Raw genomic sequence first — 21,297 nt, 5'->3', positions numbered from 1 at the left:
GAAGCGAAATGACGGGTGATTCCGAATACCTCGAGCACCACTTGGGGTCACTGATGACCACATCCGGCACCGACCTCGGCGAATTGACTGCCGTGGCGCCGGAGATTGTCAAACGCGCGCGCCGCAGGATCGACGTCGATGAGCTTTTCGACGCCGTCCGCAACGGCGATCGCACCCGCATTTCGCGCGCCATCACCCTGCTGGAATCCACCGCCCCGGCACACCGCGTGCTGGCCCAAGAACTCCTCGTGAAATTGTTGCCGTTCTCCGGCAACGCACTCCGAGTGGGCATTACCGGTGTGCCGGGTGTGGGCAAGTCCACCTTTATTGAGGCACTGGGCATGAAGCTGATCGGGGAGGGCCATAAGGTGGCCGTGCTGGCGATCGACCCGTCCTCGACCAAAACCCGCGGATCCATCCTTGGCGATAAGACCCGCATGGCGAAATTGTCCGCCGAGGACAATGCGTTTATCCGCCCTTCGCCTTCGGCCGGCACCCTCGGCGGCGTGGCGAAAGCCACCCGCGAATCAATGGTGGTGTTCGAAGCCGCAGGGTACGACGTCATCCTCGTGGAAACCGTCGGCGTCGGCCAATCCGAGGTGGCGGTAGCCCAAATGGTGGACTGCTTCACATTCCTTGCGCTCGCCGGGGCCGGCGACCAGCTCCAAGGAATCAAAAAAGGCGTGTTGGAAATGGCCGACCTCGTCGCCATCAACAAAGCAGACGGCCCCAACCTTAAAAACGCCAAGCGTGCCGCCCGTGAACTCGCCGCCGCGATGCGCATGGTCCGCCCAGAGGATGCCATTTGGCATCCGCCTACAATGACCATGTCCGCCGTCGAGCACGAAGGTATCGACGAATTCTGGGAAACCGTCAACAACCATCACAAAGCGATGCTTGCCAGCGGCAGATTCGACCACAATCGCCGCGAACAACAGGTCGGTTGGATGTGGTCCATGGTCCACGAAACCATCCTGCAACGCCTCAACACCAAGCCTGAAGTGTTGGAAGTCAAGCAGCTGGTGGAAAGCCAATTGCGCGACGGGCAAATTACCCCGACGCTGGCCGCCGAGCGAATACTCACCGCTTTCGATACCGAATAACTCAATCCTTCCACCAAGGGGACCCGAGTGTGGGATTGAGGGTCCTTTTGAATGACATCAATGACAGGACCGCAACACACGTGAACGCTTTTGTACGTTTCAGCACGTTCGTAGTCTTCGGTGCCGTGGCATTAGGTGCGGTGGTGTGCGCCACCGACTCCTCCGCGGCGTGCCCCAACTGGCCAGGATGCTACGAAGGGCAAATCACCCCAGAAATCCAACTCAACCCCATTATCGAATTCGTCCACCGCGTGTTCTCAGTATCGTGCGCCCCGGTGATTATCATCAGCGCGATACTGCTCCGCAAACATCCGGACCCCCGAGTGCGGTGGCTTCCCTGGGTGGCGCTCCTAGGCGCCTTCGGCGCCGGCATCTTCGGCATGATGACCATCTGGTGGGGGCTCACCCCATTCCAAGGCATGCTCGACCTGTGGTGCGCATTCACCTCGTTAATCTGCATGACCATCGTGTGCGCGCAGCTCGGCCAGCCAAAGCCCAATGCCACCCGCGCCCGCGTCGCCGGCATCACCATCGGAGGACTCGCCCTCCTTCACGGGACCGGCATCCTCGTCGCGGGCGCCAGCTCCTTCACCCGTTGCATTGGTTGGCCACTCGGCATCACGCTTGAGGCGGACCATAACGCACCGCTGCAAATCGCGCGGGTCGTCCTTGCGGTTGCGCTCATCGGCTTGTTTATCTGGTTGCGTTCGATTCCGATCTTCGTCGCCGTCATCGTGGAACTCGTGATCGGTATCGTTATTCGCACAACCGCACTCAATGACTTCAATGGTTCACTCTATGGTGTCGTCGCCGTAGTCATTCTCACGGCCGTTGCCTGGGAATGGGGCAATGCGTGGCAGCCTCGGAAATCCAAAGTCCTACAGAAGGTGTAAACGTGGAATTCCTCGTGAAACCTACCACTGGCTCGGCTTGAAATCCTTGAGGAAGCAGCCGTAAAGGTCTACACCGTGTTCGCCTTGAACAATCGGATCGTAGACTCGAGCGGCTCCATCCACGAGGTCAAGCGGCGCGTGAAACCCCGCTTCCGCGAGGCGTTCCTTGGTGGTGTGGGGGCGCTCATCGGTGATCCACCCGGTATCCACGGCCGTCATCAAGATCCCATGCGAGAAGAGTTCACCGGCGGCGGTGCGGGTGAGCATATTCAGTGCGGCTTTCGCCATGTTGGTGTGGGGATGCCCCGGCCCTTTATAGCCGCGCCCAAACACACCTTCCATGGCGGAAACATTGACAATGTACTTGCGCCGCGCGGGGGAGGCCTCCATGGCGGGCCGCAGCCGGTTGATCAGGATGAACGGCGCCACCGAGTTGCATAGTTGCACCTCCAGTAGTTCCATTTCGTCTACTTCGCCGACTTTCGCCACCCACGAGTTGTGGCTGACTTGGTCTGGGATCAGCCCGCCGGCATCTACGGCGATGCCGTCTCGGACTTTGTCCAAGGACGCGGAGCCGCCGGTGAGTGCGAGTGCGGCGAGGCGCGCGGCGTGGACTTGGGCGAGTGCGCGGTCCGTGTCGCCGGTTTCCAACTCGGGGGTTTCAAATGCTTGCCCCAACGCGAGGTAATCAACTTTGCGTTCGATGCTGTCGAGGGGTGCGGACTCAGCTTCGATAAGACCGGAGTAGGCGGCGCGTGACCGGCGAACAGTTTGGGCGGCGTTGTTGATCAGGATGTCGAGCGGTTGTTCGGACATGCGATCGGCGAGGGCGACTACCTGGGCGGGGTCGCGCAGGTCGATTCCCACGATGTGGAGGCGATGGAGCCAGTCCGAGGAGTCCTCGATCGCGCTAAACCGGCGCACGGCGTCTTTGGGGAACCGCGTGGTGATGGTGAGGTCGGCGCCATCGCGCAGGAGTTTTAACGCGATATACATGCCGATTTTGGCGCGGCCCCCAGTGAGCAAAGCACGCTTGCCGGAAAGGTCGACGCGTGCTTCGCGGCGCCGCCGATTGTCTTGCGCGCACTCGGGGCATAGTTGGTGATGGAACGAATCCACTAGGGTGTAGGGGGCTTTGCAAATGTAGCAATTTTGGGCGCGTTGGAGTCGGCCCGCAAATCCATGCGAAGGCCGCGGCAGCGCGGGGGCGGGCAGCAGGCCGGCGGTTTCATCATCAATGCGTTGTGGGTTCGCCGTCGCGGTGGCCGCCAGCACCTCGGCGTCCCGCGCCTGGCGCTCGGCTTTAGCTTTCGCGCGCCGCGCCCGTTTGACCGCTTTAAACAGCCCGCTGATGGCGTGTTGAAGTTGGACGGATTGGGGGTCGTTGTCGGGTAGCGTTTCCGCCTGCTTGAGCACCTTCAAACAAACTTCCAATTCAGTGGCATCAATCGGCACGGCTTCCCACCTTGAAACTTCACAATCATTGCTGTTTATCGTTGCATACATTGCGATTGGCGCTGCATGCAACACAAAAACCCTGACGCTTGCAAAGAAGCAATCAGGGTTTTCTACTGTCTCAACACAGTGTGTCCGGAGGGGGACTTGAACCCCCACGTCCGTTAATAGGACACTAGCACCTCAAGCTAGCGCGTCTGCCATTCCGCCACCCGGACCGGGTTTGCGTACCAACCTTGCGGCTGGGCACTCACATACTGTAGACCGAAACGAGGTTGCGCCACAAATCTGCACGTCAGGAGTGGTTTTGCGGGGCCCTGTGTTAGAGTGTTTCGCGTGAAGTACAGACGTTTGCCCACCTGGTCGTGGACTGTTCCCGCGCGGCCACCAGCTGATGACGCCGTGCTTGGCGCATCGAGGGGAACGTTCCGGCTGACGTGGTCGATGCTGTGGGCGCACCGCCGCATCACCGTGTGCGGCGCGTTATTGGCGTTTTTGAACCCCATGCTTTCCGCGGCGTTTTCCAAAATTTTGGGCTCCACAACCGATGTTGTGTTCGGGGAGTTGCCGGTGTCTGCGATTGTGTGGCCGGCGGCGGTGTTGGCGGGGCTGTTGTTGTGCATGTGGCTGATTGAGGCCAGCGCGGACGCCCTGCTCACAATTGCGAATGTGCGCATGGTGCATTCCTTGCGCCTGGATCTTGCGAGCTTGCTGATGCGGGCTTCGCCACGGTCGTTGACGCCGGGGGAGTTGCTCAGCACGGTTGACGAGGATTCCAGCCAGTTGGGTGATTTGAAAGAGGTTTTGAATTTCCCCATGGCGATGCTGGGGTTTCTGATCGGCTCCGTCGCCGTACTCGCGCCTATTTCGATCACGCTTGCGGTGTTGTTGCCGGTGGGTGGGTTGGCTACGGCGTGGGTATCGTCGCTTACGGCGCGGCCGGTGACGCGGGTTGCCGCGAAGCGGCGCGCGGCGGAGTCCGCAGCAGTGTCCCTGGCCACCGATTTGGCGCAGGGTAATCGCGTGGTGAAGGGTTTGGGCGCGGTCGATGAAAGCGAAGCGCGTTTCGACGCCGCGACCTCCCGCACCCTCGACCTCATGCTCGCCGATGCGCGCGTGGTCGCCTACACGACCTTTATCCGCCAGATTGTTCCCGTGGTGTTCATTATTGGGATCTTGGGGTACGCGGCATCGTTGCTGCTCGCCGGGGAGATTACCCGCGGCGACTTGGTGAGCGTGACGTTGCTGGTGCCGCCGTCACTTCAGGTGCTTGGCTTCGCCCTCGGGTTCCTCACGGATTATTGGGCACGCGGCACCGCCGCATCCGAACGTGTGTTGCGCGTGATAGATGATTTGCACGCCGCCGAGACCACCTATGACACGCCGGTCTCCCCAGCCGCGGGCCTCGAGGTGTGGGCGCCGCGTACGACTGCGGGTCGGGCGGCCGCGCGGCAGCGGGCGGAGGCGCTCGTGGCGCATGAGGACGCGCTGTTCCCGCCGCACGCCGTATCCGTGTTCGAAGGCACCTTGGCCGATAATGTGGGCGAAGGCCTCGACGTCACCGGCGCGTTAGCGGCGGCGAATTGCGGGGATATTATCCGCCGCCTCGGCGGTTTCGGCCCCCACGGGGAGCTTCCCGACGCCCCAATCGGCGAGGCTGGGCTGAACCTGTCCGGCGGCCAGCGGCAACGTTTGGCGCTGGCCCGGGTGCTCGCCATGGACCCCGAATTGTTGATCTTGGACGAACCAACCACAGGCTTGGACGCTGTGACATTGCACAACGTGGCGAGCGATATCGCGCAGCTGCGCCAACATCGTCGCACCGTGGTGATCACGACTTCCCGCGCTTGGCGCGCGGTGGCGGATCGCGTGCTGGAAGATGAGGAGTTGCTCGATGCAAGCTGACATGCTCGCACCCGCATCAGTGAAGGAGTCGGTGCGCTATTTGGGGACGCTTCCGGCGCGCCCCCGGTTGCGCTGGTGGCTGCTCACATTCCTCGCCTTCGGCATTGTCATCGTCTCCATGGTGGGTTCGTCGACGTTGCTCGGCCGTAGCATCGACCAGGTGGGGCGGCCCGCCACGTTCGCCACCATGCTGATCGTGGTGGCGGCCGCCATGCTCATCGAAACCGCGTTCCGTTCGTATGCGGGGTATTTGCTGCAATCGCGGGCGCGCATGTTGAGCGTGAATTTGCGCCGAGCGTGTTTGTCGGCGGCGCTGCGGGCACCGATTCCGGAGATTGCCCAATTGGGCACCGGCAATGTGATCACCCGGCTCACCAAGGACATTGATACAACCATTCGAGTGTTTCAGGCGATTGGGGTGCGCCTTGTGCTCACGGTGCTGATGTTCCCGTTCACCATCGCGGCGCTAGTACTGATTCACTGGGCGTATGCGCTCGTGTTTTTCGGGGTGGCGGCGTTGATGTACCCGGCCGTTCAACAAGTGGTCCACACCATGCCCGAAGCTTCAAACATAGTGTCGTCTCAGGAGGCGCGGCGCAATAACCTGCTGTTAGATACCATCCGCGGTTTGCCCACGATTCGCGCACTTGGATGGCAGCAATGGGCCGTGCGACGCATCGAACAGGCGAGTTGGGACGCGGTAGCGGCGCACGCCAACCGGATACCGTTGATTACCCGATTGATGGGGCTTGGAAACCTATCGTTCGGTGCGCTCACCTTGGGGTGTTTGGTCGTATCCACCTGGATGTCGTACTACGGTTACATTTCGGTCGGCGAAGCCAGCGCGGCGGTGATCCTGGTGAATCGCATGGAGATTCACGTGTTTAACGTGTTGTTTTTCGCCGGAGAAATTCAGTACGCGGTGACCGCGTTGGGGCGCGCCGTGGCCTTGGCGCAATTAAACACCGCGCAATCGTCGCCGGAGCCTGCGGATTGCCTCGACGCGCCGGATGTTGAGGTGGACACGCTGTCTTACGCGTACCCGGGCGGTTCCCCAATCCTGAGCGGGTTAACATTGACGTTCGAGGCGGGGACGACGACAGCGCTCGTGGGCGCTTCGGGCGCCGGCAAGTCTACGTTGGCGGCCTTGATTGCCGGATTGCAGCGGCCGACTGCCGGGGCGGTGCGCATCGGGGGCGTCGATACGCGGGCGGTGCCAGACACGTGGACGGCGCGCCAAGTATCCCTAATTAGCCAACATGTTCACCTGTTTTCGGGGACGCTGCGGGAGGATTTGCGCATGGCCGCCCCCGTTGATGATGCCGCGCTTTACGACGCCCTCGCAGCCGTTGGGCTGCACGGGGCTGTCTTCGAACGTTGGTTGCCCCAAGGGTTGGATACGCGCATCGGTGCTGGTGCCGACGAACTCGCCCCCGAGGTCCAGCAGCAGATCGCGCTGGCGCGGGTCATTCTCAAGGACCCGCCGGTGTTAATCATGGATGAGGCGACGAGCGAAGCCGGCTCCGATAACGCCGTATTGCTCGAACAGGCGGCCACCCGGGTGGCGCGGGGGAGGACCTCGCTGGTGGTGGCGCACCGCCTTGACCAAGTGATGTTTGCGGACCGCATTATTTTGATGGACGATGGCCGCATCGTAGAGGATGGCACACATGAAGCGCTGCTCGCTGCTGGTGGAAAATACGCGAATCTCTTCGAGCGGTGGCAGAATCCGGTACAAAAGGAGGCATGAGTACCTACATTGATCCTCGTTTTCCCGGCCCCGATCCGTACGCGGCGATGCCGAAGCCTTCCTTCCCGCTGCACTCGGCGGATTTCAGCGACGGTGACGAACTGCCCAAAGGTGACGTATCCCCGCATTTGAGCTGGACGCCGCCGGAGGGCACCAAGTCGATCGCCATCACCTGCTTCGACCCAGACGCCCCAACCGCCAGCGGGTACTGGCACTGGGCCGTATTCAACATTCCCGCCACGATCACAGAGATTCCGCGCGGCGCCGGCAGCATCGAAGATTTGGGCATTTCCGGTGTGGTCACGTTGAAGGGCGATTCCGGTATCCGGGGCTTCTACGGCCCGAACCCGCCGGCGGGCCACGCCCCGCACCGCTACCTGTTTGCGGTGCACGCGGTGGATGTGGAAACGCTGGACATTGACCCCGACGCTACCCCCACTGTGCTGGGCTTCAACCTGTTTTTCCACTCGTTGGGACGTGCGATTCTTTGGGGCTGGCACGAGAATCAGTAGACTGCCACATTTATGAGCGAGAATCGTGTTCCGGCCGCCATTCGAATTGGTGGCGCCTTCGCCGCGTTGGGGATTGTGCTACTTATTTTCACCTTCGTGGAGGTCACCACAGTCGGCTGGCTGGTGCCCTTCGAAGTCACCCCGCGGTTCCTCATGATTCTTCTCGCGGCCGTCCTGCTTGGCGGTTTCGCCACCGCCGGAGTAGCCAACTCGCGCGGCATCGGACAAGTAGCCGCGCTCGTGTTGGCACTGCTGTTGGTGGTGTTGGGTCGGCTGGTACCCAACCCTGCGCTTATGGCCATGGACCAGTGGTGGCTACCCGCCTACGGGCTGCTCGCGCTGGCGTGTTCGCTGGTGTTGCGCCGCGTGGCCACCTAGTCTTTCCAGCCAAGCCCGCTGCCGATGGCTTCGCTGATATTGCTCAGACCGTGGGCGCGGATTTGATCGGCAATGCCGAGGTGGATGTCACGAATCCAATCCGGGCCGCCGTAAATCAGGGGAGTGTAACCCTGCAACAGGGTGGCGCCATGGGTGATGCGTTCCCACGCTTGCTGCGGAGTGACAATGCCACCGACGCTAATCAACACCAGCCGATCACCCACACGTTCGTATAGGCGGTTGAGTATTTCTAGGCTGCGGGCAGCCACTGGGGGTCCGGAGATTCCGCCGTCGCCCATGGCCGCCACCTCCGCGGCGGGGGTGGCAAGCCCCGCGCGTGAAATGGTGGTATTGGTGGCCACAATGCCCGCCAAGCCGAGCTCCACCGCAAGGTCCGCTACGGCGTCGACGTCCTCATCGGAAAGATCGGGGGCGATTTTCACCAGCACGGGCATGGTGGTGACCTCTTGCACCGCCACCAGGATCGGCCGCAGGGATTCCACCGCCTGCAGGTCCCGCAACCCAGGCGTGTTCGGGGAGGACACATTCACCACGAGGTAGTCGGCGAGGCTGCCCAAAAACCGCGCGGAACGCCGGTAGTCTTCCACCGCATCCGAGGCTGGAACTACCTTGGTTTTGCCGATGTTGATACCAATCACATCGCGGGTTTTGCGCCGCCGCAGGTTATCCGCCACGGCCGCCGCGCCGTCGTTGTTAAACCCCATGCGGTTCAAAATCGCCTTGTCCAGCGGCAGGCGGAACAACCGCGGGGTAGGGTTGCCGGATTGCGGGGAAGCGGTCACAGTGCCCAATTCCGCATACCCGAACCCGATGCTCGCCCACACGTCCGGGGCGACGGCGTTTTTATCAAACCCGGCCGCCAACCCCAGCGGCCGCGGCACCGTCACCCCGAACACTTCCTGCGACAGGATGGGGTCATTCACAGGCAAGATTTTGCGCAAGGCTAGGTTGACGGGGTGGGCGAATTGTAATGCCCCGAGACCATCGGTGAGCAGGTGGTGGATGCGTTCCGGCCGGAGCATAAACATGCCTTTGAGGGCCGTTTCGTAGGCTTTGATTCGAAGGGGATGTGCCATGTTAAGACGTCCTAGCGCAGTGCGTTGTGTACGGTGTCGGCATCCAAAACCTGCAATTCGGTGTCGCTGCCCACGAGAAGATTACCGTCGGCGTCGAACGCTACCGCGCGGACATCGGCGATAGTTGGCAACGTCCCCTTCGCTTCGGGAACACCCGTGCTGATGCTGTATGCGGTGATCGTGTTCGTACCGGTGGAGGCCACCCATACTACCTTGTGTTCTGCGTCCCACGTCACACCCCACGGGCTGTCCGCGACCGGCGCCGTCTGATGCAGGCGAATCACCGGATCCAGCGTGTATACGGCCAGTTGATCGCCGCTGGTGTCAGTAGCAAACACCACGTCATTATCGCCGGCGGCAGCGCGGCCCACCCCGATACCAATGCGCAACGCAGCGCCATGGGTGCGGTCTTTCCACAACACGCCCTGGATGGCGGTTTCCTCCCGATTAACCGTGGCCACCGAATCACTCGGGGTGACCACCAGTTGGTCGCTGTGATAACCAACCGCGATGGTGTGAGCCTGGCCATCCGAAAATAAGGTGAGGTCCCCGCGATCCGACCCACCCGCCAGCACCTCACCGGTGGAAGTTTCCACGGCACTGTCAAACGGTCGATCCCCGGTGAGCTTGGTGTCGAGGTTGGGGTCCGCGGCGTCGATACGAAACACGTCCAAACCGCACGGGAGTACGAACGATGAGGGGCCGGCGGAAGGTTCCCCGCACTCGCCGGGCAAGTCGAGCGACTTCGCATCCCCAGCGATGATGTCAGCGAGCGAACCCACCCGCAACGTAGTTCCCTGGCGAATGGCCACCCTGCCACCCGCCGTCGCGATATTGTTTGCGGCGATGTCGTGTACGTCCCCCGCTGGTTCCGCCTTTGGGGAGGCCACAGGCGTTGCGTTCCCCATCGCCGCCGCCTGCTCCTCGCTCGCTTTGAGGGTTTCCACGCTAGAGCATCCGGCGAGCATTGCTGCCAAGAGTGCCACTGTTACTCGCATCTTCACACTGCGTAATACTACAAGGAGATATCGTCTAAAGCCGCCCGGATTGCGCGCGGCACAGTTAAATCCTCACTGGTATAGATTTCGTCCCACTGTTCGGGGGTGCGGGCGCCCACAATCACCGCCGTCACCTTCTCGCGCGCCCACGCCACCGCCACCGCCGCCGGGGTAGCCTTCAAACCCGCAGCCGCCGTGACCAACGCCTCCACAATTATCGACGCCCTGGCATCCAGGTATCCCTGCACCTCCGCGTTGCGGTCCGGGGACGCCCCCCGTGAGTCCTTTGGAATATTTGTGCGGTACTTGCCGGTGAGCACACCCTGGGCGAGTGGGGCGCCCGCGAACACACCAACGCCTAAATGTTGGGCTGCTGGCAACAACTCCTCCTCCGGGCGCCGCATGAGCAAACTGTATTCCGTCTGTGCCGCCACCAGCGGAACCTCTGCTTCGGCAGCCGCCACAGCCAGCTGCCACGCCGTGTAGCTGCGCACCCCCGCATAGCGCACGCGTCCGGTGCGCACCGCCCAATCCAGCGTGTCCGCCACCTCTGCTGGCGGCGTGCGCGAATCCCAAAAGCCGACATTCCACAGGTCGATGTAATCGGTGCCCAGGTTTTTCAAGGTTTGGTCTAGGTGTGCCATGAGGCTGCGACGGGAGCAATCAACACGCCGCCCTAAGGGCAACGCTGGGTTCACCCCAGCGCCGGCGGAGATGACTAGCTGACTGCGGTCCGCGCCCGACAGCACAGCGCCTACAATCGCCTCATTATCTGGGTTGACGTCAACCAAAGTTCCCCCCGCATTGAGGAATCTTTGCAGCACAGGTTGTGCGCCATCAACCGTTGTCCACGTCGAAGTACCTAGTCCGAGGCGAGAGACTCGGAGACCACTTGCACCCACGGTTTGTTCTCTCATCCCTTACACAGTAGTACGGTATTCGGGGTGACTACCTCAGCAGCGGAATCCATGAGTTGGATTCAAATCATCGTCTTATCCATTGTTCAGGGGCTTACAGAGTTTCTCCCCATCAGCTCGTCCGGCCACCTTCGCATCATTTCCCAGCTGTTCTGGGGCCAAGACGCTGGCGCTTCGTTTACCGCCGTGATCCAATTGGGCACCGAACTCGCCGTGCTCGTGTTTTTTGCCAAAGACATTTTCTATATTGTCATGGGGTGGTTCAAGGGCCTCTTCAATAAAGAAGAACGCGGATTCGAATACCGAATGGGGTGGATGGTGATCGTTGGCACCCTGCCGGTAGTGATCCTCGGCGCGCTCGGGAAGGACCTTATCCGCGATGGGCTGCGCAACCTGTGGATCACCGCAACCGTCTTGGTGCTGTTTTCTTTCGTATTCCTGCTGGCGGAAAAGTACGGCTCCAAGGCGCGCAACTATGAGGATCTCACCATGCGTGACGCCATCGTGATGGGCTTTGCGCAATGCTTGGCGTTGATTCCCGGTGTGTCCCGCTCCGGCGGCACTATTTCCGCAGGTTTGTTCGTTGGCTTGAACCGCGAAGTGGCGGCGCGTTTCAGCTTCCTGCTGGCCATTCCGGCGGTATTTGGCGCCGGCATTTTCTCCCTGCGTGACGCGCTGGAACCGCAGGCTGGGCAGGCGGCCACGGGGCTGCAATTGCTGGTGGGCAGTGTGATCGCCTTCGTCGTCGGCTATGCCTCCATTGCGTGGCTGTTGAAGTTCGTGGCCAGCAATTCTTTCGCCTGGTTTGCGGCCTATCGTATCCCGGTTGGCTTGGCAGTGATGGGGCTGTTAGCGACTGGACTTATAAGCGCAAGCTAAAGTATGTGACATGTATTCGTGGCCTGAACCAGAAGTACCTACGCTTGCGGGGCCATCCGTGCCGTTGCAGTTGTTTGATACCGCTGATGGCGAAGTCCGTCCCGTGTTTGTTGACGGCACCGCCGGAATGTTTGTGTGTGGCATTACCCCCTACGACGCGACGCATCTTGGCCACGCGGCCACGTATGTTGCGTTTGACCTGATCTACCGTCAACTTTTGGATAACGGGCACGATGTGCATTACGTGCAAAACGTCACCGATGTTGATGAACCCTTGTTCGCCCGCGCCGAGCGCGACGGCGTGGATTGGCGTGCCCTTGGCACCGAGCAGATTGATTTGTTCCGCGCGGACATGGAGCAATTGCGGATTATCCCGCCGCGGGATTATGTCAGTGTGATGAACGCCGTGGACGAGGTGATTGAGTTAGTCAACCGGCTCATTGCCGCTGGCGCGGTCTACGAGCTGGAAGGCGACTTGTATGCCAGCATTGAAGCCACGGAAAACTTCGGCTACGAGTCCAACTATGACCAAGCCACCATGCGCGCATTCTTCGCAGAGCGGGGCGGGGACCCAGACCGGCCCGGTAAGCAGCACCCGTTGGACGCCCTGGTGTGGCGCAAATCCAAGGATGGGGAACCCGAGTGGGATGCGCCGTTTGGGCCGGGCAGGCCCGGTTGGCATATTGAATGCTCGGCGATTGCTACCAACCGGCTGGGGCCGAGTTTTAGCATCCAGGGCGGCGGCACGGACCTGATTTTCCCGCACCACGAATTCTCCGCAGCGCACGCGGAGGCGGCCCTTGGGTGCGACCGCATGGCTGGCCATTATGTGCACACCGCCATGCTCACCCTCGGCGGGGTGAAAATGAGCAAATCGCTAGGCAATCTGCTGTTCGTGTCCAAGCTGGTGGAGGCCGGACACGATCCGCAGGCCATCCGGCTTGGCATTATGGCCGGGCATTACCGGCAAACCCGGGAATGGACCGACGAATTGCTCGCCGAGGCGGAGGAGCGGCTGCGGCGGTGGAAGCGAGGCGTCGATACGCCGTCCGATGAGCAGGCCGCGCGGGACGTGATCCAGCAAGTGCGCGCCATGCTCGCCAATGACCTTGACACCCCGGGCGCACTCCGCGCCGTAGACGCGTGGGTGGAAAACCTCAGCGGCACCGGCGAAGGCGGCACGGTCATGGCCGCCGCACTCGACGCTTTATTCGGCCTTAATTTCGAGGACGAACCGTGACCCACCTGCAGTTCGTGGAGCAGTTTGTAGCGGATCTGCACACCTACGCCTCCGGAGCCTACCTGCGCGAGGAGGATAAGGAATTTTGGGATCCGCCGTACGATCCCGCGGCGCTGGTCACGTTGCGCGCCCTGCTGGAGGAATTTGTCCACGCCGAACCCAGCACGGTGGCGGACGGCGCGGCGCTGATCGAGCGGTTGTGCGAGTTCAACCGTGCGTATGGGTACGCGGTGATCGAGCTGGAAGAGGAAGCCGAACTCATGGGCTTTATCCACCGCGTGCTCACCCAAGCCGGGGTAAGCGAAGAAGAGCTGAAAGCGCTACCAGAGTTCGAATAGCGGCAGCGCATGGTACGAAATATGACTGGAACGCTAAACGTACTAAGCTGTCTGTTTTATGAACCTCCTTGAAGCTCTGAACCAGCGAGTGCTCATCGGCGATGGCGCCATGGGCACGCAACTCCAATCCTTCGACCTCGACCTGGAGAAGGATTTCCTGGGGCTTGAAGGATGCAATGAAATCCTCAACCACACCCGCCCCGACATTCTTAAAGCTATTCACCGCGCCTACTTTGAGGCCGGGGCGGACCTCGTAGAAACCAATACCTTCGGCTGTAACCTGCCAAACTTAGCTGACTACGATATCGCCGACCGCTGCCGCGAGCTGGCATACAAGGGTGTCAAACTCGCCCGAGAGGTAGCCGACGAAATGGGCCCCGGCGCGGATGGCATTCCGCGTTTTGTGGTGGCCTCAATGGGGCCGGGCACGAAACTGCCGTCGCTGGGGCACGCGCCGTATGAGGATTTAAAGGACTACTACCGGCAAGCGGCACTCGGCATGGTGGAGGGCGGCGCGGACGGCATCCTCGTAGAAACCGCGCAGGATTTGCTGCAAGTCAAAGCCGCGGTGCTTGGCTGCCGGGAAGCGTTCGATGAACTAGGGCTGAGCGTTCCCATCTTGTGTCACGTGACGGTGGAAACCACCGGCACCATGCTGCTCGGCTCGGAGATCGGGGCGGCACTGACCGCGTTGGAGCGCTTGGGCATCAGCATGATCGGGTTGAACTGCGCCACCGGCCCCGCCGAAATGAGCGAACACCTGCGCTATCTTTCGCAGCATTCCAGCATTCCGGTGTCGGTGATGCCAAACGCTGGGCTGCCCATCTTGGGCAAACACGGCGCCGAATACCCGTTGACGGCGCCGGAGCTCGCGCAAGCGCTGCGGGAGTTTGTGACCGACTACGGCTTGCGCATGGTCGGTGGTTGTTGCGGCACAACCCCGGAGCATATTCGCGCCGTCGCCGAAGCGCTGCGGGGGGTAGCTCCTCGCGCCCGGACGGTGACAGGCGACGATAACGTATCTTCGTTGTACACCACCATGCCGCTCACCCAAGATACGGGCATCACCATGATCGGCGAGCGCACGAACGCCAACGGCTCCAAGGCGTTCCGTGAGGCGATGCTCGCGGGGGATTGGGACACCTGCGTGGACATTGCGAAGCAACAAACTCGCGACGGCGCGCACATGCTCGACCTATGCGTCGACTACGTCGGCCGCGACGGTAGAAAAGACATGGCTACCTTGGCGGGGCTGCTAGCTACCAGCTCCACCTTGCCGATCATGATCGACTCCACCGAGCCCGCCGTCATTCAAACCGGGTTGGAACACCTTGGCGGGCGGTGCGCGGTGAACTCCGTGAACTTTGAGGACGGTGACGGGCCGGAATCCCGCTACCAGCGCATCATGCAATTGGTCAAGGACCACGGTGCTGCCGTCGTGGCGCTGACTATTGACGAGGAGGGCCAAGCGCGCACCTGCGAAAAGAAGGTAGCCATCGCCTCCCGACTCATCGACGACATCACCGGCACGTGGGGGCTTGCCCAGCACGACATTATTGTCGATTGCTTAACCTTCCCAATTTCCACCGGCCAGGAGGAAACCCGCCGAGATGGGATCGAAACGATCAACGCCATCCGGGAATTGAAGAAAAAGTACCCTGACGTGCATACAACGCTCGGGCTTTCGAACATTTCCTTCGGCTTAAACCCGGCCGCCCGCCAGGTGTTGAACTCCGTGTTTTTGCACGAGTGCATTGAGGCCGGCCTAGATACCGCCATCGCGCATTCCTCAAAGATTCTGCCAATGAACCGGATTGATGAGCAGCAGCGGGAAGTGGCGTTAGACATGGTCTACGATCGTCGCCGCGAGGACTACGATCCGCTACAAACGTTTATGGAACTCTTCGAAGGTGTTTCCGCCGCCGCGGCGAAGGACGCCCGCGCGGAAGCCCTCGCCGCCATGCCGTTGTTCGAACGTTTGTCACAGCGGATTATCGATGGCGAGAAAAACGGCATTGAAGCCGATCTCGATGCCGGCATGCAAGAGAAAACGCCCATCGAAATCATTAACCAGGATCTGCTCGGCGGCATGAAAACCGTTGGCGAATTGTTCGGTTCCGGGCAAATGCAACTGCCGTTCGTGCTGCAATCCGCCGAAACCATGAAAACCGCCGTGGCGTATCTCGAACGATTTATGGAGGCCACGGACGATTCCGGTGGCAAGGGCACCATCGTGCTCGCCACGGTCAAGGGCGATGTCCACGACATTGGCAAAAACTTGGTGGATATTATCCTGTCCAACAACGGCTACAACGTTGTCAACTTGGGCATTAAGCAGCCCGTGGCAACGATCATTTCCGCCGCGCGCGACCACGGCGCCGACGTGGTGGGCATGTCTGGTCTGCTGGTGAAGTCAACTGTGGTGATGAAGGAAAACCTAGAGGAAATGAACACCGCCGGCGCCGCCGACATTCCCGTGCTGCTGGGCGGCGCCGCGTTGACTCGAACGTATGTTGAGAATGATCTGACGGAGGTGTACCACGGCGACGTGCATTATGCGCGCGACGCGTTCGAGGGGTTACGCCTCATGGACGAAATTATGGCGGTCAAACGCGGGGATAAGTCCGCGGTGGACTCGGAGGCGCAGCAAAAGCGTCAAGCCCGCCGTGAAAGGCACGAACGTTCGAAGCGCATTGCGGAGGAGCGGAAGGCAGCGGCCGTGCCGGTGGTGGTGCCGGAGCGGAGCGACGTCGCGACTGACGTTCCCGTAGCCACCCCGCCGTTTTGGGGCACCCGCATTATCAAAGGCTTACCGCTTGCCGAATACCTACCCACGCTGGACGAACGCGCCTTGTTTATGGGGCAGTGGGGGCTGAAGGGTGCCCGCAGCGGCGACGGCCCAAGCTACGAAGAGCTGGTGGAATCTGAGGGCCGCCCGCGGCTGCGCGCGTGGATTGACCGCCTCAAATCCGAAGGCATTCTCGATCACGCCGCTGTGGTGTACGGTTACTTCCCGGCCGTTTCCGAGGGCGATGACGTGCTTATCCTCAACGAACCGCACCCTGATGCTGAGGTACGCGCGCGGTTTAGTTTTCCGCGCCAGCAGCGGGGTCGATTCCTGTGCATCGCCGATTTTGTTCGCCCGCGTGGCGACGCCGTGGACGTGTTACCGTTTCAGCTGGTCACCATGGGCCAGCCCATCGCCGACTTTGCCAATGAATTGTTTGCGGCGCACGAATACCGCGACTACCTCGAAGTTCACGGAATCGGTGTGCAGCTGACCGAAGCGTTGGCGGAATACTGGCACGCCCGCGTGCGTTCCGAGTTAGCGTTCCCTGACGGCGGCACCGCAGGCGACGAGGACGCGGCGGATAAGCGCGGCTTTTTCAACTTGGAGTACCGGGGCGCCCGCTATTCCTTCGGCTATGGTTCCTGCCCGGATTTGGATTCCCGCCGTACCATGATGGAACTCCTACGCCCGGAGCGTATTGGCGTGCAATTATCGGAGGAATTGCAATTGCATCCGGAGCAATCTACCGACGCGTTTGTGCTCTATCACCCTGAGGCGAAATATTTTAACGTGTGATGCGCTGCGCCGATCCCGTCGATTTATAGGAAAGACTATTGCAATAGTTTGGTGGCGGGTATATTGTCGGGCGAACCCTATTCGTTGCACAACGTGAGGAGAATGACCGATGGGTATTTTTGATTCCGCGAAGCAAAAGGCTCAGGACGCCCTGAAAAGTGAGAAAGCCACTGACGCTGCCTTAGATAAAGGCGAGGATTTAGCTAAAAACAAATTCGGCGCGGATAAGGCTGACCATGTGTCAAAGGCTCGCCAAGCTATCGACGATAGGGTAGGTGAATAACACCGATCCGATTAATCGGTTCATTGTGTTTTGAGGTGCCTTGTGCGGCATAATGTCCTGTATGACTCACCAGCACGGAATACATGCGTATGGCACCACAGATCACGTGTATATTGAGCTCGATCTGCTCCCAGGTGCGAACCCCACCGAGGCGATTGGGAAACTCGCCGCCGCCGTGAACTTGCCCACAACGGTGGGCGCGAACGCGGTGATTGGCGTGCGCCCAGAACTATGGGCAACTGTTTCCGATCCCGCGCACATTCCAGCCAACGTGCACGGGTTCAACGAACCGATCGTCGGCGCCGATGGCTATGAAATGCCCGCAACACAGCACGATGCGTGGCTGTGGGTGGCTTCGTCATCTCGCTCGGCGTCGTTTAACGTCGCCCGCCACATCGTCAGTCAAGTATCCGGCTTACTTACGGTGAACGAGGAAATCGTCGGCTGGGTGTATGAGAGCAACCGTGACCTCACCGGCTTCGAAGACGGAACCGAAAACCCAGGCGCATTGGAGGTGCCGGGCGTGATCGCCGTGCCCCCGCACCAGCCGGGATTCGGCTCTTCTGTCTTGCTGTTCCAAAAGTGGCCGCACCGCGTGGAACAGTGGGCGAAGCTGTCTCAGGATCAGCAACAACAGGTCATTGGCCGCACGCGCGCGGATAGTGTGGAATTGCCCGAAGATGAAATGCCGGAAACTTCGCACGTATCCCGCACCGTGGTCGAGCACGACGGCGAAGAGCTGGCGGTGCTGCGCCGCAACACGTCGTACGGTGAACTCGCCGACCACGGCACCATCTTCGTCGGATTCTCCTTTGACCAGTGGCGGCTAGAGGAAATGTTGCGCCGCATGGCCGGTGCCGTGGATGGCCCACGAGACGCGCTCACCTACTTTTCGGATGTGGTCAGCGGCTCCTGGTACGTGTGCCCGTCCGTCGAAGGGTTGCTAGCGATCGGCGCACCGTTCCTCGACGGTGACGAGGACTAACGATCGCTCGCGTATTACCCCGCCGGGGCGTCGAACGATTCCCACGTGAATCGTGGATCCTCGGTGGGGATTTTGTGTGCGTGAAAATAGGCAAGCGCGCATTTCGTCGCCTCGCTGCGTGACACCACATACTTCGGTTCGAACTGGCCTTCGTGCCCACCGGCGACCACGGAGATGCGCTCCGAATCCGTTGCCTCCGGGTTGGTGAGGTTATGGATCGTCGCTTCCTCAGTGCTAGTGATCACAAAGTGTTCCGGCCCGCCGGCAACCTGCAATAGGTTTCCTTCGGCCACCACAAGAGAGAGCAGCGTGTGCCGCGCACCATCTAATTGGTTGATCAGGGGTGGGATTTCGCTGTCGTCGCTGAGCGCAAGTTCGTCTTGCACGCAGGTATCGTCCTGCCAATCATCAAGAAAAGCCTGCATTGTTGTGTCTCCTTCAACCTTGCTCATTTGGGTAGCGCGGCGGTGCGATTTAATAAATCCGGAATACCCCACGGGCTGTGAATGTAATGCACGTTTGTGTGCGGACTGTGCTGCTGAATAAGGCGTTTGATGCGGGGGAGATGTTTCAACCGATACGAAAGTAGCCAACGCCAATAGTCACTATTTTCCGGCCCGCGGCGTAGCGTACGCCACGCGCACAAACCCAGTGGATAATCCAGCACCACGATCGTGTCGGACGCCGCAATTCGGGAGCCGATATCTTCGTCGTAGGGCCCTAAATCACCGTCCAAAATCCAGGTATTTTTTGCGATAAGTTCTTGCTGTTTTTCCCTCCACCTATCGGCAGGGGTGGGGGTGAGATCCGGCTGCCAAAACATCGAATCCAAATTGATGTGCTCAATTTGCAAACGCTCCGCCATGGCGTGCGCAAGCGTAGTTTTGCCGGCTCCGCCACGGCCCAAGATTAGTATTCGTTTCATACGGCCACTGTACCGGTAACTGAAGTTAAGTAGTGGTAAATACGAATAATTCAATTTGACACAAGCAAAATAAAGACTTGGGAATGGAACAAAAGCGCAGGGTACACTCAACATCATGCTGAAGGCGATTTTGTGGGATTTGGACGGCACGCTCATTCAATCTGAGCCTCTCTGGGCGCAAGCAACATACGAAATGAGCGAAATTATTGGCCGGCGCCTCACCCCGCAATTGCAACGCGACACTATCGGTGGCACATTCGAGCACACGCTGCGAATCTGCCTTACCCACGCGGGCGTCGAATGGAGCCCCGAACTTCAGGACCGCTATGCCGCCTGGATGCTGCACCGGATGGGGCAACTTATTGAACACGCCGAAATCACGCGCGGGGTTCCGGAGCTATTACATTCCCTGACCGAGGCGGGGATACCGTGCACCGTGGTTACCAACACCGTAGGTGCGCTCGCGCACAGCGCTATCGAGCGGGTCGGCGCTCACTTTTTCGCCGGTGCCATCACTGGGGATCAGGTACGCCGCGGCAAACCGGACCCAGAAGGCTACCTCACCGCCGCTATGCGCCTAGGTGTTCTACCGGACGAATGTTTGGTTTTCGAAGATTCCGCTGCCGGATTGGCGGCGGCGCGAGCCGCTGGCTGCCGCGCAATAGATGTCACAACGTTGCCCACGTTTGAGGGGGTGGGAGTCTCTGACTTGCACCAATGGTATGAAACAATGTGCACCGTGAAAAATTTTGACTCGCTGTATTCCGAATTGGCCGATCGAGCCGCCACGCGTCCCGCAGGTTCCGGGACCGTCGCGGCCCTTGATAAGGGTGTTCACACTCTCGGTAAAAAGGTCATCGAGGAGGCCGGCGAGGTATGGTTGGCCGCTGAATACCAATCCAATGAGGAGCTCGCGGAGGAAATCTCCCAGCTGCTGTATTGGACGCAAGTGATCATGGTGGCTCGTGGCGTCACGCCCGCCGACGTGTACAAATTCCTTTAAGGGGCCGATCATGCTGAAAGTCGCTGTACCGAATAAAGGTTCGCTATCCGAGGCGGCCGTTGAGATTTTGCGTGAGGCTGGTTATGCGGGGCGTCGAGACGCGAAAGCGCTGACGGTAGTAGACAAAGCCAACAACGTTGAGTTCTTCTTTTTGCGGCCGAAAGACATTGCCATTTACGTAGCAAACGGCCAGCTCGACCTTGGTATTACTGGGCGAGATTTGGCTGCAGATTCGATGGCGGATGTGGTGGAGGTGCTGAGCCTGAGCTTCGGCGCGTCCACGTTCCGATACGCGGCACCCCGCGACAAGGGATGGACCGTGGAGGCGCTGGAAGGCAAGCGCATCGCAACGTCGTATCCGAACGTGGTGCGCAAAGATCTTGCGAAGCGGGGGATTACGGCGGAAGTCATTCGCCTCGACGGCGCTGTGGAAATTTCCATCAAACTCGGCGTGGCCGACGCTATCGCCGACGTCGTATCCACGGGGCGCACCTTACGGCAACAAGGCCTCGAGCCGTTCGGGGAGCCGCTAGTGGATTCGGAGGCGGTTATCGTCGGCCGCAAAAATGCCCCCATTACCCCCGAACAGCGGGTATTGTTGCGACGGGTCGAGGGAATCCTCCACGCTCAGAATTTTCTTATGTTGGACTATAACGTGCAGCGGGATCTCCTTGCGCAGGCAACGAAAATTACGCCCGGGCTGTCTGGGCCAACCGTCTCGCCGCTGGCCCTTGACGACTGGGTAGCAGTGCGCGCCATGGTGCCGAAGTCAGCAGCGAACGCCATCATGGATCAGCTTGCAGAGCTGGGCGCACGCGCTATTTTGGCGTCGGAAATCCGCATCGCCCGCATCTAGGGTAGGTTCCGCGCCGAGTGGAACCTGAGGCAATGCTGAATGAAATCAACTTTTTGTTCATGCTTGGTGCGCGGATGATACCGAAAAAGGGGTGAAAACAGGCGACGTGTGGCGTTTTTGTGTGATTCTTTCCCGGATTTTCAAAATGGTATCAATAGTGGCGTTTATTGGTTATCACCATGCGTACAATCGGC

Annotated in this window: 20 protein-coding genes, 1 tRNA gene and 1 pseudogene; 15 read left to right on the top strand and 7 right to left on the bottom strand. The window is 60.3% G+C overall.

Annotation, left to right across the window (positions count from 1 at the left end; all coding sequences use genetic code 11):
* Positions 1-8: 8 nt before the first annotated feature.
* Positions 9-1,103 carry a methylmalonyl Co-A mutase-associated GTPase MeaB gene (meaB, locus tag Q4D83_RS09120; protein WP_303174897.1) on the top strand — a complete coding sequence of 365 codons (1,095 nt, stop codon included), beginning with the start codon at positions 9-11 and terminating at the stop codon, positions 1,101-1,103.
* A gap of 80 nt (positions 1,104-1,183) precedes the next feature.
* Complete coding sequence (locus tag Q4D83_RS09115; protein WP_303174896.1) at positions 1,184-1,996, top strand: heme A synthase; 813 nt, start codon at positions 1,184-1,186, stop codon at positions 1,994-1,996.
* 21 nt (positions 1,997-2,017) lie between these two features.
* Here Q4D83_RS09115 and Q4D83_RS09110 read toward each other — a convergent pair whose 3' ends face one another.
* On the bottom strand, positions 2,018-3,502 hold the full coding sequence (locus Q4D83_RS09110; RefSeq protein WP_303174894.1) for an SDR family NAD(P)-dependent oxidoreductase: 1,485 nt from the start codon (positions 3,500-3,502) through the stop codon (positions 2,018-2,020).
* Positions 3,503-3,583: 81 nt separating this feature from the next.
* Positions 3,584-3,669, bottom strand: a tRNA-Leu gene (locus Q4D83_RS09105).
* A 118-nt stretch (positions 3,670-3,787) separates the two neighbouring features.
* Between Q4D83_RS09105 and Q4D83_RS09100 the strand changes: the two genes are divergently transcribed.
* From Q4D83_RS09100 to Q4D83_RS09085, 4 genes are read left to right on the top strand one after another with little or no spacing between them, the layout of a single operon-like run.
* Complete coding sequence (locus Q4D83_RS09100) at positions 3,788-5,356, top strand: ABC transporter ATP-binding protein (RefSeq protein WP_303174892.1); 1,569 nt, start codon at positions 3,788-3,790, stop codon at positions 5,354-5,356.
* Positions 5,346-7,106 (top strand): ABC transporter ATP-binding protein, encoded by a 1,761-nt coding sequence (locus tag Q4D83_RS09095; RefSeq protein ID WP_303174889.1) that lies wholly within the window; start codon positions 5,346-5,348, stop codon positions 7,104-7,106. Before Q4D83_RS09100 ends, Q4D83_RS09095 begins: the two co-directional genes overlap by 11 nt.
* Entirely contained in the window at positions 7,103-7,618 is a 516-nt protein-coding gene (locus Q4D83_RS09090; RefSeq protein WP_303174888.1) for a YbhB/YbcL family Raf kinase inhibitor-like protein, read from the top strand. The genes Q4D83_RS09095 and Q4D83_RS09090 overlap by 4 nt, the downstream gene beginning before the upstream one ends.
* 12 nt (positions 7,619-7,630) lie before the next feature.
* Entirely contained in the window at positions 7,631-7,996 is a 366-nt protein-coding gene (locus tag Q4D83_RS09085; protein ID WP_303174887.1) for a hypothetical protein, read from the top strand.
* Here the strand turns inward: Q4D83_RS09085 and Q4D83_RS09080 are convergent.
* The 3 genes from Q4D83_RS09080 to Q4D83_RS09070 are packed head-to-tail and all read right to left on the bottom strand — an operon-like array spanning position 7,993 to position 11,008.
* Positions 7,993-9,093, bottom strand: coding sequence for a quinone-dependent dihydroorotate dehydrogenase (locus tag Q4D83_RS09080; RefSeq protein ID WP_303174884.1), 1,101 nt, complete (start codon positions 9,091-9,093; stop codon positions 7,993-7,995). The two genes, Q4D83_RS09085 and Q4D83_RS09080, sit on opposite strands and share 4 nt — an antisense overlap.
* Positions 9,094-9,104: 11 nt before the next feature.
* Positions 9,105-10,097 (bottom strand): hypothetical protein, encoded by a 993-nt coding sequence (locus Q4D83_RS09075; RefSeq protein ID WP_303174882.1) that lies wholly within the window; start codon positions 10,095-10,097, stop codon positions 9,105-9,107.
* An 11-nt stretch (positions 10,098-10,108) separates the two neighbouring features.
* Complete coding sequence (locus tag Q4D83_RS09070; RefSeq protein WP_303174880.1) at positions 10,109-11,008, bottom strand: aldo/keto reductase; 900 nt, start codon at positions 11,006-11,008, stop codon at positions 10,109-10,111.
* Positions 11,009-11,059: 51 nt separating this feature from the next.
* Here Q4D83_RS09070 and Q4D83_RS09065 point away from each other — a divergent pair, with 51 nt between their 5' ends.
* From Q4D83_RS09065 to Q4D83_RS09040, 6 genes are all read left to right on the top strand, one after another.
* Complete coding sequence (locus tag Q4D83_RS09065; protein ID WP_303175127.1) at positions 11,060-11,887, top strand: undecaprenyl-diphosphate phosphatase; 828 nt, start codon at positions 11,060-11,062, stop codon at positions 11,885-11,887.
* 10 nt (positions 11,888-11,897) lie between these two features.
* A complete protein-coding gene (gene mshC, locus Q4D83_RS09060) occupies positions 11,898-13,127 on the top strand; it encodes a cysteine--1-D-myo-inosityl 2-amino-2-deoxy-alpha-D-glucopyranoside ligase (RefSeq protein WP_303174879.1) in 1,230 nt (409 codons plus the stop codon).
* Positions 13,124-13,465 (top strand): hypothetical protein, encoded by a 342-nt coding sequence (locus tag Q4D83_RS09055; RefSeq protein WP_303174878.1) that lies wholly within the window; start codon positions 13,124-13,126, stop codon positions 13,463-13,465. The genes mshC and Q4D83_RS09055 overlap by 4 nt, the downstream gene beginning before the upstream one ends.
* Before the next feature lie 58 nt (positions 13,466-13,523).
* Entirely contained in the window at positions 13,524-17,051 is a 3,528-nt protein-coding gene (metH, locus tag Q4D83_RS09050; RefSeq protein WP_303174877.1) for a methionine synthase, read from the top strand.
* Between the two features lie 109 nt (positions 17,052-17,160).
* The gene (locus tag Q4D83_RS09045) at positions 17,161-17,334 is read left to right on the top strand and encodes an Rv0909 family putative TA system antitoxin (RefSeq protein WP_303174876.1); all 174 of its coding nucleotides are present in this window, start codon (positions 17,161-17,163) and stop codon (positions 17,332-17,334) included.
* A gap of 61 nt (positions 17,335-17,395) precedes the next feature.
* On the top strand, positions 17,396-18,319 hold the full coding sequence (locus tag Q4D83_RS09040) for a Dyp-type peroxidase (RefSeq protein WP_303174875.1): 924 nt from the start codon (positions 17,396-17,398) through the stop codon (positions 18,317-18,319).
* Positions 18,320-18,333: 14 nt separating this feature from the next.
* Here the strand turns inward: Q4D83_RS09040 and Q4D83_RS09035 are convergent, their stop codons facing one another.
* Together Q4D83_RS09035 and Q4D83_RS09030 are read right to left on the bottom strand one after the other, a co-directional pair.
* Positions 18,334-18,744: a hypothetical protein gene (locus Q4D83_RS09035; protein WP_303174874.1), complete on the bottom strand. Its 411-nt coding sequence runs from the start codon at positions 18,742-18,744 to the stop codon at positions 18,334-18,336.
* 23 nt (positions 18,745-18,767) lie between these two features.
* Positions 18,768-19,244 carry an adenylate kinase gene (locus Q4D83_RS09030; RefSeq protein ID WP_303174873.1) on the bottom strand — a complete coding sequence of 159 codons (477 nt, stop codon included), beginning with the start codon at positions 19,242-19,244 and terminating at the stop codon, positions 18,768-18,770.
* 115 nt (positions 19,245-19,359) lie between these two features.
* Here Q4D83_RS09030 and Q4D83_RS09025 point away from each other — a divergent pair.
* The 3 genes and pseudogenes from Q4D83_RS09025 to hisG form a co-directional block, all read left to right on the top strand.
* Positions 19,360-19,908: pseudogene (locus Q4D83_RS09025) on the top strand (HAD family hydrolase); the annotation flags it as partial.
* 66 nt (positions 19,909-19,974) lie between these two features.
* Complete coding sequence (locus Q4D83_RS09020) at positions 19,975-20,247, top strand: phosphoribosyl-ATP diphosphatase (RefSeq protein ID WP_303175126.1); 273 nt, start codon at positions 19,975-19,977, stop codon at positions 20,245-20,247.
* Between the two features lie 10 nt (positions 20,248-20,257).
* Entirely contained in the window at positions 20,258-21,103 is an 846-nt protein-coding gene (gene hisG, locus Q4D83_RS09015) for an ATP phosphoribosyltransferase (RefSeq protein ID WP_303174872.1), read from the top strand.
* The last annotated feature ends 194 nt before the right edge of the window (positions 21,104-21,297 follow it).

Origin of the sequence: Corynebacterium sp. (assembly GCF_030532715.1) — a bacterium.
Classification (GTDB): domain Bacteria; phylum Actinomycetota; class Actinomycetes; order Mycobacteriales; family Mycobacteriaceae; genus Corynebacterium.
Note: the sequence above shows the minus strand (reverse complement) of the source record. Positions and strands in the feature narration are given on the sequence as shown.